This is a genomic window from Bradyrhizobium guangdongense (assembly GCF_006483445.1).
GTDB classification, from domain to species: domain Bacteria; phylum Pseudomonadota; class Alphaproteobacteria; order Rhizobiales; family Xanthobacteraceae; genus Bradyrhizobium; species Bradyrhizobium guangdongense_A.
Map to the genome: position 1 here is coordinate 1 of NZ_PPPT01000248.1, position 14,230 is coordinate 14,230.

The following is a 14,230-nucleotide window of genomic DNA, read 5'->3' on the forward strand; positions in this document are numbered from 1 at the left end:
TCGACGATCTCGTCGTGGTGGCAACGGCGGACGCGGTGCTGGTCTCGCGCCAGAAGGATGCCAACGGGTTGAAGCGCCTCGTGACCAAGCTCAAGACGGTCGCGCCAAAGGTGACCGAAGAGCATCTCAAGGTGCATCGGCCCTGGGGCAGCTATCAGTCCGTCGACAATGGCGAGCGCCACCAGGTCAAGCGCATCGTGGTGAAGCCCGGCGGGCGGCTGTCGCTGCAAAAGCACCATCATCGTGCCGAGCACTGGATCGTGGTCCGCGGTGCCGCCCGCGTCACCGTCAACGAGACCGTGAAGACGGTGCATGAGAACGAGTCGATCTACATCCCGATGGGCGCGGTGCACCGGATGGAGAACCCCGGTAAAATCGTGCTGGAGCTGATCGAGGTCCAGACCGGGTCCTATCTCGGGGAAGACGACATCATCCGGATTGAAGACGACTATCAAAGGTCGTAACAAATTGCTGAGCGATGAGGCCTAAGCGTCAGTAAACAACCGCTCAGCGGGTGATGGCATATCGCGACCTATCCCAATGTCACCTCGTGCGGCTTAGATTGACCTGATGCACAGGCATCATGGATCGGGCTTACGACCCACAGCTCTCTTGCTATGGGAAGAGGTGAGATCTGCATGTCAGACCACCACGCCTTTTCGTTACCGCGCCTGTGCAGTTGCTGGTGGTGCGCACGACACAATGGCACTGTGAATTCATCACTCACTTTGCGACCCAGCGCTCTTGGTTGAGCAAATTTGACGTGGTGTGGATCCGAAGGCGTTTGTTTGCAGATCAGGCATGGTTGTGCGCGTACGAACTGCAGATGCGCCTTGCTGCGCTTCCTTGGAATTTCCTTCGGGAAGGCAAGCGCCTCATCTTCCTCTCCGAGCGGTTGACCATCGCTCGGCGGTAGATCGCCAGGAGCCGCTTCTGTGAACTTGTTCTGGTACGCATTCTCGACGATGCGAGCGTCCGCTTCCACAAGTGTGTTCTTGACAGGCAGACTGGTCTTCGCCCAGGCGAGCAGTTCGTCGCTTGTTCCTAGAGAAGCAAGTTGGGCAATGAGCTGATCTCTCACGTCGGCGGATCTTTGGTCATTTAGAACGGATGGTCGGTTCCCGACGCCTCAGCGGCTTCATTTTCGGCCCCGGGCTTCTTGGCTCCGGAGGTGCGACGGGTCCAGTGTCGACATCGGGAGCATCCAGGTCGTCCTCTCCTGCAATTCCCACGAGCGCAAATAGCGCATAGCGACGGGCGTAAGTTAGCGCCGCTCCCATTCGGTGCGGCGCGTCGACCTCTTTGCCGTGGCAAACAGGCAGATCGGACGAAATCCATTCCCCGGACGAATGGGCGAGCAACGTTGTGAGATGGATCTGGCCCGTGACCTGTTCAAACCGGGTAGTCTGTATTGTTGCAATCTCCTGCTGGCTCAGCTTCTTGCGAACGATATCGAGACCGCTCGCGAGGGAGGCGTAGCGAAAGGTCCGGTCTTCCTCACGTGGAAAGGGCGACCGGATCGTGGCGGTGAGCGTCTTTTCCGGATTTGTGAGTTCGGCCTGGGCTTTTGCCAGGGCCGCGGCAATTGCGCCAATGCGCTCGCTAGACTGATGCACGGGGCGCCTCCAAAATCGCCTCAAAGCTGATCGCGCCCGACTTCGAACGCTTGGCCTTGATTCCGTGGCCGACGGCTTCTTTGGCATCCTCAGGGACGAGCTTCTTCAGCTCGGACTTGGCGAGTTCGTGCTCTCCATAAGCGTCGCGCGTGCGGAGGTAGGAAGCAGCGAGATCCGCCCAAGAATTGGACGCGGCCATGTCGACAATCTTGATTGCCTCCAGCCGCGGCCGTGGCGTCTCGATGCCGAACAGGGCTGGCGGCTCGCCGGTCTGGACGCAGCGCCAGAATTTCTTTTCGGCGGTCAGTAGAAGGTGCTGGTAAAGCGGGTCGGCGTGAACCTGAATCTCCACCCACTTCCCACCGCCTGTGATGATCGACAGGACCGCGGAACGAGCTGCGACCACCCACATGTTGTGCTGAAGCTGGGCCATGTGCTTGTCGGCGGCTGCCTCTTCGGAAAAATTCCAAGGCAGCATGAACTTGGCCTCATACACAGCGCCGGTCTCTTGAACGCGACCGTCCAGCGTTGCGCCCATCCATTTATGGATCGGGTGACGTACTTTCCGCTGGACGTCCGCCACCGTGTGGCCGCTCGTGCGCTCGTACCAGGTTCGGTTCAGGTCCTCGGTGATGCTGCCGAGCTGGACGATCAAGTCGCCGCTCAAGTCCTGGGGCAGGACTTCGCCGCGCTTCTCGCGCCACAGCCTGATCAGCTTGTCCTGATCGTCTCCCATGATGATCCGGGCGTCGGATCCGCCGATGAAAGTGCGCCTATCTGTATTCATGTTGCCCTCATTTGATATTATTTATATTAAAGCATATAAAATATATCGTAACGTAATTCAAGAGGGCAATTGAAGATTTTCTTCGCATGCTGCAAGCAGGCGCGCATGAGCATCACTGCTGCACAGTGCCGAGCTGCCAGAGGCCTTGTTGGATGGACCCAGCAGCAGCTTGCGGAAGCGGCTGGCATTGGCACAGTTGCTGTTCACCAGTTCGAGGCCGGCACGAGCCAACCACGGCGCGCAACGCTGGACGTTGTGCGAAGAGCATTTGAGACAGCCGGCGTGGAATTCATTGACCCAAACGGCGGTGGCGTAGGCGTTCGCTTCCGGCATAGGCACAGCTAGGCGGAGCATCGAGGCCGGTTTGGCAACGCAGAGTTAGCTACGTAGAACTAACGATCCTGCCTGGTGCGGCTCGAAGGCGTTCGAAACAAATCTAGATGGCTCACACCTAGAGCCTTAGCCAACTCGTAGACGGTGACAACCGTTGGATTTCTATTACCGGTTTCAAGACCGCTGATGTATTGCTGACTGAATCCTGAAACGAGGCTGAACTGTTCTTGAGTTAGCCCCTTCTCCTGCCTGATCCGCTTGACGTTTTGTCCAACGAGCTTGCGCATGTCCATGCGTAAAGGAAAGCGGACTACACATTTTAAGTTTATCAACTATATTATGTAGAGAGATTGCGAGAGGGGTGGGAGATTTTGGTGAAGCAAGTTTTGCTCTTGATATTATTCTGTAGCGTCGCAGCCGGCTGCGCGGTCCAGCGCGCCGTGGTGGCGCAGAGCGCCCAGGAGAAAATGGTCGGCTTGAGCAAGGAGCAGGTGCTGGCCTGCATGGGCCCGCCGGCCCAAAAGATGGCGGAGGGGGCGACCGAGGTCTGGTCGTACAACTCGGGCAACGACCGCGTCACCGCTGTTGGGAGTGGATACTCGCAAACCTCTAGCTCGTTGTCTGGCCAACATACCCGGGGAGGAGGATTTACCGCTGACGGCACTGCTACGACCATCAGTACAAGTTCGGCAACGGCAAGCCGTCGCTACTGCACCATCAACGTGGTGATGAGCGAGGGTCTTGTTAGCCGCGTCAACTATGCCGGCCCAACCGGCGGACTGCTCACGGGCGGTGAGCAATGTGCATTCGCTGTCGAGAACTGCACGCGATAGGGAAGGGCACTCTGCCATGAGCACGCTCGAATGCCCGCATTGCCACGCCACCAATCGCCGGCCCGTCTGCGGTCGTTGCAAAACCGTGTTGAGCGAGCCGCTGGAGGTCAAGCTCGCGTGGTACGTGTCGCGGTACCGCAAACCTGCTAGTGCCGCGGTCCTCCTCGCCGCGGGAGGATTGATCCTTTGGCTGCTCGGGCTTGCCGCCGACGAACCCCATAATTTCGTCGAATGTCAGGAGAAGGCCGCCCGGACGGCGCGTTCAAATGCTGCGATGCAGGTCTTGCTGTCCGCATGCTCATCGCGTTTCCGCTAGCTTGACGAAGCGGGCAGAAAATCCTGCCGGAGATCCCCAATTGGTCGTCAGTGTCTCGTCGGAACGCGAGAGCCAGCGTGCACGGCGTCATCCAGTTGAATGGCAATCTTGCGCGAAACTTCTTCATGTAGATTGACCCAGTCAACGGCGTCGCTCGGATAGTCGCAGGGCACGGGAGCTACAAGCCGCCTGACATTCGTGAGTATCCACGGGGTATTCCACTTCTCGGCAGCCTCGGGCCGGAGCATGTCGGTCGGTATTCTGTGCAAGTGGCGGGTCTCCAGCAAATGCCTTAGGGGCATGGTCCATCCGACCCCGGCGAGCGTAGCGACCCCACTGATGGTGTTCGTTCCCTCGCGTATCAAGGCAAAAGGACCGCGCATTTGAGTCGGCCCCGATCGCATTTCCCACGTCCTGTTGCCGTCAAGAATGAATCCAATCCAGGGATCGGCGACGATGAGGCCTTTCCGTATGTCCATGAAGCTGTCTCCTCTGTACGCTCGTCTTGGCGCGCTCCCGCGCCACGGAATCGGTCCGGTCTCGCGAGATTGGCCTTTTCAATCCGGGGCCCCATGCCGGCCTGCCATCGTCCTGGCATGGGCCCGCGAGGAATCGGTACGGCCGGAAGGTCCCTATTTCTCGTTCTCCTTCCATATTCGATCGACGATGAACTTTAGAATCGGGACCTTGACGCCTTCTGGCAAAGGCAGGGGCACAAAGTCTTCTCCGACGGCTTGAGCCAAAATTCGCATTCCGTCCGACCAGCCCAACAGTTCGATCATCGCCCTTGGATCGAGCCGCTTGTCGTACGCCCATCCCTCGAACACGTCGCCCAACAACACCAGATCCTCGCTTGAAAGAGCAAAGAGAGACGATGCTGGAGGCGTTGCATAGTATTGGCGAGTGGCTTCCGCGTCAGATGCGTCAATGGAGCAATCGAAAGGCTTTCTGTCCCGGACAAAACATCGAATTCCCGGTCTCAAGAGGCCCTCCCTCCGGCTCTTCTCTGCCTTGACTTCCAAGTCGCATAATTCAAGCACGGCGTTCAGCCGGGCTAGTAGCGATCGGCGCGTGTCGCGATGCGCCATTCGATATTCAGCCACCAGCGTGACGTATCTCTTCGCGCTAAAGAGGATCGCTCGATCCGATGCGGGCAAAGGGCTTGTCATCGTCGGTGCTCCGTCATGAGGCCGATCGATTGCGTGCAATCATGACGTCTCTTCGCTCAAAACAGGTCGTCAGCGTTTGCTAACGCGGGCCCACGACGTGCTCTCGATATGGATGTTCAACGGTACTGATGTGCGAGAGCCCCTTGGAAGACATGGTGTCGCGTTGTCGCTTTACCAGTCTCAACAATGGAAATTGATTTTGCAGTTCTGCGCCGGCCGCGTCTTTCACGGTCAGGAGCCGCGCCAAATCTTTTTCCTTTCAGGTGTTATGGATGAAGGCGAACGCAAGTGGAGAAGGCGTATCGAACTGTTGGAGAACACCCTTGAGGATCTGACCACGGGGAGCGGGAAAGCAGTCCGGAAAGCGGAAATGAGTGGGGAAGCGATAGGGAAGGGTTGGGAAGTGGTGGGGAAGGACTGGGGAAGTGGTGGGGAAGCGGTGGAGAATGGCCGTGGAAGCGGTGGGGCAGAACTGGGGAAGCAGTGGAGAAGGACTGGGGAAGGAGCGGGGAGGTGATGGGGGCGGAATGGGGAAGAGGTGGAGGGAGAGTAAGAGGAAGCAGGGAAGGGTTGGGGAAGCAGTCCGGAAGCTGTTTCGAAGTAGTGGGGAAGGGATTTTCGCGATGGACCGGACGAGCTTGCGCGCGCCACGCCTGACGCTGCCCAGGTAGCATACATTGCTACTGTCCAACCGAGCGGCTCAGACGTCGCATCGGCCTTTCGTCCAACTTTATCGGGCGTGACGCTTGTCGAGCTCGTTCAGCGTTCCCGCAATCCGCTTTCGACTTGGCGAGATGTGCTTGCGATCGCCGCCTCGGACATGCTGCCGAATTTCTGCTGGTTCAAGCGCAACGCCGCGACGCTGCGGAAGGGGTGATTTCGTCTGGATAGACAATGCCGCTATTCGCCAGTTTGCTTGGTCGTCGAGTGTCCTCATATTCGCGCGGGCCCAGTCTTCGTTCGAAGAAAACAAGGTCTTCGCTTGAAGAAAATACTTGGGATTTCCTTGTCGATCGCTGGACAGTGATTGCGAACTGCCTGATTCTCGATGCTCAAAGCTCGGCGGTCGAGGCGCAACCGGATGCAGCTTCTGAGCGCCCCTCCGCAAGCTCTGGGTGGCGACCGCAACTTGATATCCCCTCCAAGTTGATGGGCCATCCTCTCGAAAATCGGTAACCACTCTGTCTCGGTGCCCCCGCCGAAGACAATTTGTGAGCATCATGACTGCGATTGTTGACAAAGAGACCAGAACGTCGAAGCGGTATCGCAAACCGAATGCGCTCAAGCATGGAGCCTTCTCGTCCGTGGGACTGCTCCCTTGGGAAAGTCCGGAAGAGTTCGAGGAACTCCGCCGTGGGCTCATCGACCAATATCAGCCAAAAGGCCCTCTTCAGCAGGAGTGCCTGCGGGACATTGCTTCCTTGATGTGGCGCAAGCGTCGGGTCCAGCAGAAGCGCCTTCTCGAAGTCGCGGCCGCAATCGACCGGGTCGAAAACCGCGTTCTGTGGGAGGATCCCCCTCCGCTCTTCGACACCAATTCCGAGAAAATACAGTATCAACTTTTGAACAGGAGTCCCCGGCAGCCGCGTCCACAAGACGATTACGAGCAGCTTCTCGCATTTAGCGCCAGCCTGTTTCGTTCCATTCGAGGCTCGTTGCTGGATTACCTGACCAGGATGTTGCCCAAGGAGTTTGCAGACCACCTGGAAGAAAAATGTCCCAAGTCGAACTATGAAGACTCAGATGAATGGGTGGTTGCCTTAAAGCGCGAGGTTGACGACGTATTGTTGCCGATGGTCCGCGCGCGAGAACCCAAACCCAAGTACTACTACGAAACCGCCGCCAACCTTCTGACAGAGGATCGCTTGCTCGGTGATCTCGCAGTGGAGGAGCGGTTCGACGTGGCGATCGATCGCCTGCTGAAGCGCTTCTTCAGCCTGCAAATGGCGCACGACCTCAACGAGCGCAAGAAACCGAAGGAATTGACGATCAGTCCGCCGTCGGTCCAACTGCCGTCAGCAGATCCGAAACCCGCGGATCCTGTTACTTCCTGACGCATCGATCGGTTCGCAGCATTTGGGTGGGCGAGCCACAACCGCATCACGTGATGATCAATCCGCCGAAGCCTGTTTCGCCCTTCGTGCGAGCGACGCCAAACCAGACGCCAGAACAAGAACGTTGGCGGGGACGGACCGAGACTCCGCATCCGCGACTGGAATCAACCTCATCGAGGTTGATCACTGGATTGTAGCGAGAGTTGCAATCTAAAATTGTGTATGGGTTCAGGTGGTTGCGATAGAAGTTTCACTGACTGCAACCATCAGGCGCAGTTTCGACGAAATGAAGCGAGCAAGTATTGGGAGATAAGGACGTTTCCAGGTTCAACCGCGTCGGTTTTCGTCCCTGGTTTGCTCAAACTTAACCAACCAAGGGGACCGCAGGCCAGCCCTTACCTATCGTTCAGCTTCGACCGGCATCGTCACACCCGCTTGTCAGAGGGGAACGGGGTCATGTCACGGAACTGGATCAGCACGATGCTGGCTGCGGCATTTGCTGTGCTGTTTGGAGCCGCATCCGCTAACGCCACGCCGTCCTGCCTTCGCGATCACAAGGCCTTCAAGCTCGCGGGCGACACCATCGCATGGACGATGAAGCTCGCGCCCGGAGCCGATTGCATTTTGGGCCTGCGCTGGTCGACCATGCAGATCTACAAGGTCGAGGTGGTGGAGAAGCCGACGAGCGGCGAGCTCGTGCTGGTGGGGCCCGGTTTCCGCTACTACGCAAAGCCTGATTTCACGGGCACCGACAAGTTCACCCTTGTCGTCGTCGGTAAGAACCGTCACGATGAGGGCAAGTCCACGGTCGAGATCACCGTGTCGAGACCCAATCCTCCCGTCGTGGCGAGTGCTGCCGGTCACGAGTGATCGCCGCGAGAAGCGAGTTTCTCTGCGCTGATGCCTGACGACGTCCACGTTCTCCGCAGCGGCGGGCTCGCCGCAATCGTCAAATCCGACGGCGCCGAGCTCTGCTCGCTCAAGCATGATTCCGGACTCGAACTCATCTGGCAGGCCGGCGCCGCATGGCCGCGGCATGCACCGCTGCTGTTTCCGATCGTCGGTCGCCTCGCGAACGACGAGCTGCATCATCGCGGCCGGACCTATCGGATGACCCAGCACGGCTTTGCGCGCGACATGCGCTTTGCCTGGCTCGAGCGAAGTGCGACGCGTTGCGTGCTGGTGCTGGGCGACAACGATGCGACGCGCGAAAAATATCCCTTCGCATTTCGTTTGACGGTGACCTACAGCCTCGACGCATCGGGCATCGACACCGCCTTCGAGATCGTCAACACAGGCGACGAGATGTTGCCGGCCTCGCTCGGCGGGCATCCCGCATTCAACTGGCCGCTCCAGCCCGACCTTCGCAAGGAGGATTACGCGCTGACCTTCGCGCGTGACGAGGCGCATCCGGTTCGTCGTCTCGACGGCGGGCTGATGCGCGCGGTCGCAGGGCCGACGCCCGTTCGTGGGCGGGTGCTCCGGCTGTCCGAAAGCCTGTTCGTCAACGATGCGATCATCTTCGATCCCATCGACAGCACCTCCGTACGCTATGGGGCGGGCCAAGGGCCATGGGTCGAGATGTCCTGGACCGGCTTTCGCGAGCTTGGCGTCTGGTCAAAACCCTCGGGCACGCCTTTCGTCTGCATCGAGCCGTGGCGCGGTTACGCCAGTCCGCTGTCTTTCGACGGCGAGTTTGTCGACAAGCCTGGCCTGATGAAGATCGCGCGGGGCGAAGAGGAGTTGCTCATCTACCGGATTGCTGTTGGGGCTGACCGCACCACTTGACGTACAACTTTGGTCAGATCACGAACGGGAACTTCCTGTTCGTGTGACGATGGCAATCGATCGGCGCCGGCTTTGTCATCCGGCGCCGGCGTTGCGTTCAACGCTGCAGGTTGTTCTCAATAAATCTTGAAATGTAAGGTGGCTCACACGCCTCGCGGGTGGATCGCGTCATCGTCCGCGCCGATGTCGGCCGACTGATGACGCCGCATCGTTTCACCCAACCGCAAGGAGGCAACCATGGCCAACGCTGCAGACCGTGACGAGACCGTCCGCAAGTTCCTCAACTCGAAGGTGTTCGACTTCAACGCTTTCGGCAAGTTCGTCGCCGAGAACGGCACGAGCATCGCCAGCGCCAGCGACGGCGAATTCGGCTTCGTCATCGGCCATCGCTTCATCCGCTACTGCATTCCGCCGCAGGTGAGCGTGATCCAGGAGCTCGACCCGGCCGTGATGCGGGGCGAGGTCACCGGCGGCCGCTAACGCTGCCTGATCGTTCTAGCGCGGCCTTGCTGCCCAACTGGACCATCCGCTCAAGCACTCCAACAGAGGCGCCCATGCAGAACCCACGAGATCACAAGGTCGCGCTAGATCGCATGCCAACATCTGCCCCGCATCGAGCGGAGTTCCGTCAAAACCTCCTGCAGCGCCTGCACCTCGCCTTGCGGATTGCGGGACGCACCGTGCAGTTCCTCGGCACCGACGGGTTTGACGGATCGGATCATCCGGACGGAAATTTCGCCGCCGAGAAGCCGCTCGCGGAAACCGCGATGCTGCTCTACGTCGCCGGCCGGCACGCCGCCGATCCCGCTCTGCGCGATCTTTTCGACAAGGCGATCCACGATCTCGTTCCCCACGCCCGCTCAGAACGGATGCGGTGGGATATCGTGCGTTACCCTTCGGTCTGCCTCCAGCTCGCGACCCCGCATATCCTGCTGGGCAAACTTGGCCGCAGCGATGCCCGCTTCGACGCGTTGCTCGCCGAAAGCGCCACGGCATCCGTCAGCGAGAGCCACGAGGTGGTGCCATATCGCGAGCTCGAGCTGATGTGGCTCGAGGCGTTGTGGCGCAACGAGGCCCCGCGGCCGGGTTTTGTGGAGACCGCACGCAAGACGGCGCTCGGCCGCGCCATCGACCTCCTCAACGGCACGCGGGACGACGCCTACGCCCACACCCATGCGGCGATGTACTACACCGATTTCGGCAATTGGCAGGGCCGCCTGCCGCGCCCGGCGCACGAATTTCTCGACGAGTCCGCGTCCGTGCTCGCCCGCGCGCTGGTCATCGAGGACTATGATCTTGCCGCCGAAGCGCTGATGGCTTGGCCGCTGTTGTCGACGGACTGGAGTCCGGCGGCGGCATTCGGCTTCCGCGTCGTCGCGTCGCTCGAGGACAAGGTCGGCTTCCTGCCCGCGGGTCGCTCGGCGTCGAGCCAGCTCCTGCGCCTCGACGGCCACGACCGGACCAAATGCGCGCTCGCGACCTCTTATCACACGGCCTATGTCATGGGCATGCTATGCGCGGTGGCGCTGAAGCCGGACATGGCCTCGCCATTCGAGATCGCAGGCCCGGCTCACGAGATGGCGCTCGTCAACCATCTGCGTTCGCTGATCCCATCGACCGGCGCATATTGGGAGCGGGTGTTTGCCAGCTTGCATACGGACGAGCAGGCGGCGCTCGCGCCGTTCCTGCTGGATGTCGCCTTGATGCAGGCGAGCCGCAGGGGCGATGCCGCGCAGATGGCACGCCTGCTGCAGGCGGCCGTCACGCACGGCCTCGCCGACACCAGCCTGTGCGCCCAATCCGCCGGGCTCTTGACGCGCATGAGTGCGCTGGTCGCGCGTGACTGAAGAAAGCGCTGGTCGCGGTTAGCGCGCCAGCCGATCGTCGATCGCATAAAGGCTGCAGGCGCTCGTCCACTTGCCGCAGGCCGCCAGTGCATCGGCTTGCGCGTCCGCGATGCTGGGCCGGCCGGAGCGCCAGCCGAAGGCGCCCTTGGGCGACACCGCAAAGGCCTTGTGCGGCGAGATGCTGGCGAGGTAGCGCGCGAACTCCGTCCTGCCGCTCTCCGAGAGCTGGCTTGGCGCCGGCAGCGGATCCGGCGGGCCTAAGATCTCCCGCGGCGCGAGTTTTTGCGCGCGCAGGAACGCGTCGACATAGGGCGTCCATTGCGGCCGGCTGGTCGTCGAGTAGAGGTAATGGCCGTCCTCGCCAAAGGCCGGCGCGTCGATGAAGTCAGCGTTGCCGCCGCCGCTGCGAAACGCATCGCGGAAGCGGTGGGCCAGGGCAGGTGCGAAGTACAGGTCGTTGGCGGCATAGACCCACAGCGTCGGCACGCGCGAGGTCTTGCCAAAACTGCCAAAGGCCTGCACCAGCGCATCGGGATTGCAGACATAGTTGTCGCTCGTCGAACCGCGGCCGCCGGCAAAATTGATTCCGGCGACGAGGCCAGGCGGCGCCTGCGCGGTCAGGGCGATGGTGGCGAGACCGCCGGTGGAATGGCCGACCGCGATCATGCCGTTCGGGCTGATGTCGTCTCGCCGCATCATCGCATCGATCGCCGCGCGCAGATCGGCAACCGCCACACTCGTGCCGGCCAGATAGTCGGCGCGGGCGCAGGTGCCGTAGCTGTCGACCCGGCCGCCGGGCGAGGTGCCATAGCCGCGCCGCATCACGTTGACCGCGGCAAAGCCGCGCCGGGCGAATTCGAGGGCGATGCCATAATATTTGCGCGCCGACATGGTCGCGCGGTCCTCGAAGATCCGCGGCGAGCCGTGGCTGATGAGGGCGAGCGGATAGCGCCTTACGGGCGCGGGCCGCACCAGAAATGCCTCGAGGCCGGGCGGTCCGGCGGCCGCCATCGGGATGCGCAAATCCTCGGTGTAGAATTCGGCGGCCGATGCGCCGGGCATCGCGCTCGCGAGCCAGGCGATCAGCACAACTGGCAGCGCGCGCGCGACGGTCATGGATGATGATTCGAACCCCTGTCGCGCCGACCATAACAAATCGGCGCGACGGCGTATCTGCCGCTTTGGCCCTACTTCAGCGTCTGCAGGTAGGCGATGACGTCGGCGCGATCCTTGGGCTCGGGCAGTCCCTTGAAGAACATCTTGACGCCGTGAATGTCGCCGCGGGGGTCGGCCAGGTAGGCGTCCAGGGCCGTCGCGCTCCAGGCATCCTTGTTGGCTTTCATCGCGTCCGAATAGGCGAAGTCCGGAACGGAGGCTGGCACACGCCCGACCACGTTCCAGAGGCTCGGGCCGACCTTGTTCACCCCGATCTCGGCTGCGTGGCAGTTCTGGCAGGTTCGCGCGAACACTGTCTTGCCGGTGGTCGCGTCGCCGTCCGCAACGGCGGCGCTCGACATGAAACAGGCCAACAGGGCGAGGAGTGTCTTGCGTCCCATCATTTCAAATCTCCGCTTTCTCGGGACGTGCCGGCGGCATGCGGCAACGTTCCACCTCATCATCGAGACGGGCGGCAGCGTGCAGGCGGATGGGTGGGAGCGTCCTTGTTCTGCCTCAATCGAGACCCGGCACCAAAGTACGAGGTCGGCTTCGATCTTGCCGGTGGATCGTCCGGCGCTGCGTACGCGTTGTCGATGGCGGTCGGGCTTGGCGAGGGCTCGGCCGATGGTATGCTGTCCCTGCGATCTCTGAACATGCGAGGATTTTTCCGGTGGTTGATGTCAATCCCGCGGCGGGCAAGGTGGCTTCGCCCGATGTGCTCACCAACATTCCGAGGCTGGTGACGGCCTATTTCGCGGGCAAGCCGGATCCGGCCGATCCGTTGCAGCGGGTGGCGTTCGGAACCTCGGGCCATCGCGGCACCTCGACCAAGAATTCCTTCAACGAGAACCACATCCTCGCGACCACGCAGGCGATCTGCGATTACAGAAAGGAAAAGGGGCTGACCGGCCCTCTGTTCATCGGCATCGACACCCACGCGCTGGCTGAACCCGCGCTGGTCAGCGCGGTCGAGGTGTTCGCCGCCAACGGCGTCAACGTCATGATCGACCAGGACGGCGGTTACACGCCGACGCCGGTCATCTCGCATGCGATCCTGTCCTACAACAAGGGCCGCACATCGGGGCTCGCCGACGGCGTCGTCATCACGCCCTCGCACAATCCGCCCGAGGACGGCGGCTATAAATACAATCCGCCGCATGGCGGCCCGGCCGATACCGACGTCACCGGCGTGGTCGAGAAGCGCGCCAACGCCTATCTCGCCGACGGGATGAAGGGCGTCGCGCGCATGGACTATGCGAAGGCGCGCAAATCGGCCTTCGTCCACCTCTACGATTATGTCACGCCCTATGTCGCCGATCTCGGCAACGTCGTCGATCTCGCGCTGGTGAAGTCGGCCGGCGTCAATATCGGCATCGATCCGCTCGGCGGTGCCGCCGTTCATTACTGGCACCCGATCATCGCGCGCTATGGCCTGAAGGCGACCGTCGTGAACGAGGCGATCGACCCGACCTTCCGCTTCATGACAGTGGACTGGGACGGCAAGATCCGCATGGACTGCTCCTCGCCCTATGCCATGGCGAGCCTGATTGCGATGCGCGACCGCTTTGACGTCGCTTTCGCCAACGACACGGACGCCGACCGCCACGGCATCGTGACGCGCACCGGCGGCTTGATGAACCCCAACCACTATCTCGCGACCGCGATCGCCTATCTCTTCGCGCACCGGCCGCAATGGGACGCCAACGCCGCGATCGGCAAGACGGTGGTGTCGAGCTCCGTCATTGACCGTGTCGCCAAAAAGCTCGGCCGCAAGCTGGTGGAGACGCCAGTCGGCTTCAAATGGTTCGTCGACGGCCTCGTCACGGGCAGCTTCGGCTTCGGCGGCGAGGAGAGCGCAGGGGCCTCCTTCCTCAAGCGCGACGGCAGCGTCTGGACCACGGACAAGGACGGAATCATCCTCGGCCTGCTCGCTGCCGAGATCATGGCCAAAACCGGCCGCGATCCCAGCCAGTTCTTCGGCGACCTCACGGCCGAGCTCGGCGTGCCCCATTACGCCCGCATCGACGTCGCAGCCACGCCGCCGCAGAAGGCCATCCTGAAGTCGGTGACCCCCGAGCAGCTCGGCCTCAGGGAGCTCGCCGGCGACCCCGTGCGGGCCACCATGAGCAAGGCGCCCGGCAACGGTCAGCCCTTTGGCGGCATCAAGGTCGAGACTGACTTTGGCTGGTTCGCCGCCCGGCCCTCAGGCACGGAAGATGTGTACAAAATCTACGCCGAAAGCTTCCGAAGCAGCGAGCATCTGCGCCAAATCCAGCAGGATGCGCAGGCGGGGCTGAAAAAGGTGTTCGGGAGCTAGTTCCCCTCCGCC

15 protein-coding genes and 1 pseudogene are annotated in these 14,230 nt (G+C 61.3%); 10 read left to right on the forward strand and 6 right to left on the reverse strand.

Features of this window, described 5'->3' with window-relative positions; all coding sequences use genetic code 11:
• On the forward strand, positions 1–464 hold a 464-nt coding region (locus C2U70_RS30130), incomplete at its 5' end, for a cupin domain-containing protein (RefSeq protein ID WP_140982269.1).
• 68 nt (positions 465–532) lie between these two features.
• Here the strand turns inward: C2U70_RS30130 and C2U70_RS33900 are convergent.
• Both C2U70_RS33900 and C2U70_RS30140 read right to left on the reverse strand, forming a co-directional pair.
• Positions 533–1,616: pseudogene (locus C2U70_RS33900) on the reverse strand (ERF family protein).
• Positions 1,603–2,403, reverse strand: a complete 801-nt coding sequence (locus C2U70_RS30140; protein WP_140982270.1) for a YqaJ viral recombinase family protein — start codon at positions 2,401–2,403, stop codon at positions 1,603–1,605. The pseudogene C2U70_RS33900 and the gene C2U70_RS30140 overlap by 14 nt, the downstream one beginning before the upstream one ends.
• 105 nt (positions 2,404–2,508) lie before the next feature.
• Here C2U70_RS30140 and C2U70_RS30145 point away from each other — a divergent pair, with 105 nt between their 5' ends.
• Positions 2,509–2,748, forward strand: coding sequence for a helix-turn-helix domain-containing protein (locus C2U70_RS30145; protein WP_140982301.1), 240 nt, complete (start codon positions 2,509–2,511; stop codon positions 2,746–2,748).
• A 47-nt stretch (positions 2,749–2,795) separates the two neighbouring features.
• Here C2U70_RS30145 and C2U70_RS30150 read toward each other — a convergent pair whose 3' ends face one another.
• A complete protein-coding gene (locus C2U70_RS30150; RefSeq protein ID WP_140982271.1) occupies positions 2,796–3,029 on the reverse strand; it encodes a helix-turn-helix domain-containing protein in 234 nt (77 codons plus the stop codon).
• An 81-nt stretch (positions 3,030–3,110) separates the two neighbouring features.
• Here C2U70_RS30150 and C2U70_RS30155 point away from each other — a divergent pair, with 81 nt between their 5' ends.
• Positions 3,111–3,569: a hypothetical protein gene (locus tag C2U70_RS30155; protein ID WP_246666902.1), complete on the forward strand. Its 459-nt coding sequence runs from the start codon at positions 3,111–3,113 to the stop codon at positions 3,567–3,569.
• A gap of 16 nt (positions 3,570–3,585) precedes the next feature.
• Complete coding sequence (locus tag C2U70_RS30160; protein WP_140982273.1) at positions 3,586–3,885, forward strand: hypothetical protein; 300 nt, start codon at positions 3,586–3,588, stop codon at positions 3,883–3,885.
• Between the two features lie 632 nt (positions 3,886–4,517).
• Here C2U70_RS30160 and C2U70_RS30165 read toward each other — a convergent pair.
• On the reverse strand, positions 4,518–5,054 hold the full coding sequence (locus C2U70_RS30165) for a hypothetical protein (RefSeq protein WP_140982274.1): 537 nt from the start codon (positions 5,052–5,054) through the stop codon (positions 4,518–4,520).
• 1,211 nt (positions 5,055–6,265) lie between these two features.
• On the opposite strand from C2U70_RS30165, the gene C2U70_RS30170 reads away from it, so the two are divergent.
• The 5 genes from C2U70_RS30170 to C2U70_RS30190 all read left to right on the forward strand — a co-directional run bounded on the left by C2U70_RS30170 (position 6,266) and on the right by C2U70_RS30190 (position 10,743).
• Positions 6,266–7,108, forward strand: a complete 843-nt coding sequence (locus C2U70_RS30170) for a hypothetical protein (protein ID WP_140982275.1) — start codon at positions 6,266–6,268, stop codon at positions 7,106–7,108.
• 456 nt (positions 7,109–7,564) lie between these two features.
• A complete protein-coding gene (locus C2U70_RS30175; protein WP_246666903.1) occupies positions 7,565–7,978 on the forward strand; it encodes an Ig-like domain-containing protein in 414 nt (137 codons plus the stop codon).
• A 30-nt stretch (positions 7,979–8,008) separates the two neighbouring features.
• Positions 8,009–8,896 carry an aldose 1-epimerase family protein gene (locus C2U70_RS30180; protein WP_140982276.1) on the forward strand — a complete coding sequence of 296 codons (888 nt, stop codon included), beginning with the start codon at positions 8,009–8,011 and terminating at the stop codon, positions 8,894–8,896.
• A 237-nt stretch (positions 8,897–9,133) separates the two neighbouring features.
• Positions 9,134–9,376 (forward strand): hypothetical protein, encoded by a 243-nt coding sequence (locus C2U70_RS30185; RefSeq protein WP_140982277.1) that lies wholly within the window; start codon positions 9,134–9,136, stop codon positions 9,374–9,376.
• Positions 9,377–9,489: 113 nt separating this feature from the next.
• Positions 9,490–10,743, forward strand: a complete 1,254-nt coding sequence (locus tag C2U70_RS30190; protein WP_140982278.1) for a DUF6895 family protein — start codon at positions 9,490–9,492, stop codon at positions 10,741–10,743.
• A gap of 18 nt (positions 10,744–10,761) precedes the next feature.
• On the opposite strand, the gene C2U70_RS30195 is transcribed toward C2U70_RS30190, so the two are convergent.
• Positions 10,762–11,859, reverse strand: a complete 1,098-nt coding sequence (locus C2U70_RS30195; RefSeq protein WP_140982279.1) for an alpha/beta hydrolase family protein — start codon at positions 11,857–11,859, stop codon at positions 10,762–10,764.
• A gap of 71 nt (positions 11,860–11,930) precedes the next feature.
• Positions 11,931–12,302 (reverse strand): c-type cytochrome, encoded by a 372-nt coding sequence (locus tag C2U70_RS30200; RefSeq protein WP_140982280.1) that lies wholly within the window; start codon positions 12,300–12,302, stop codon positions 11,931–11,933.
• Positions 12,303–12,571: 269 nt separating this feature from the next.
• Here C2U70_RS30200 and pgm point away from each other — a divergent pair, with 269 nt between their 5' ends.
• Positions 12,572–14,218: a phosphoglucomutase (alpha-D-glucose-1,6-bisphosphate-dependent) gene (gene pgm, locus C2U70_RS30205; protein WP_140982281.1), complete on the forward strand. Its 1,647-nt coding sequence runs from the start codon at positions 12,572–12,574 to the stop codon at positions 14,216–14,218.
• Positions 14,219–14,230 lie beyond the last annotated feature (12 nt).

Coding starts and splice junctions, on each gene's coding strand:
- C2U70_RS30140 (WP_140982270.1), bottom strand. CDS start 2,403: ATGAATACAGATAGGCGCACTTTCATCGGCGGATCCGACGCCCGGATC.
- C2U70_RS30145 (WP_140982301.1), top strand. CDS start 2,509: ATGAGCATCACTGCTGCACAGTGCCGAGCTGCCAGAGGCCTTGTTGGA.
- C2U70_RS30150 (WP_140982271.1), bottom strand. CDS start 3,029: ATGGACATGCGCAAGCTCGTTGGACAAAACGTCAAGCGGATCAGGCAG.
- C2U70_RS30160 (WP_140982273.1), top strand. CDS start 3,586: ATGAGCACGCTCGAATGCCCGCATTGCCACGCCACCAATCGCCGGCCC.
- C2U70_RS30165 (WP_140982274.1), bottom strand. CDS start 5,054: ATGACAAGCCCTTTGCCCGCATCGGATCGAGCGATCCTCTTTAGCGCG.
- C2U70_RS30175 (WP_246666903.1), top strand. CDS start 7,565: ATGTCACGGAACTGGATCAGCACGATGCTGGCTGCGGCATTTGCTGTG.
- C2U70_RS30180 (WP_140982276.1), top strand. CDS start 8,009: ATGCCTGACGACGTCCACGTTCTCCGCAGCGGCGGGCTCGCCGCAATC.
- C2U70_RS30185 (WP_140982277.1), top strand. CDS start 9,134: ATGGCCAACGCTGCAGACCGTGACGAGACCGTCCGCAAGTTCCTCAAC.
- C2U70_RS30190 (WP_140982278.1), top strand. CDS start 9,490: ATGCCAACATCTGCCCCGCATCGAGCGGAGTTCCGTCAAAACCTCCTG.
- C2U70_RS30195 (WP_140982279.1), bottom strand. CDS start 11,859: ATGACCGTCGCGCGCGCGCTGCCAGTTGTGCTGATCGCCTGGCTCGCG.
- C2U70_RS30200 (WP_140982280.1), bottom strand. CDS start 12,302: ATGATGGGACGCAAGACACTCCTCGCCCTGTTGGCCTGTTTCATGTCG.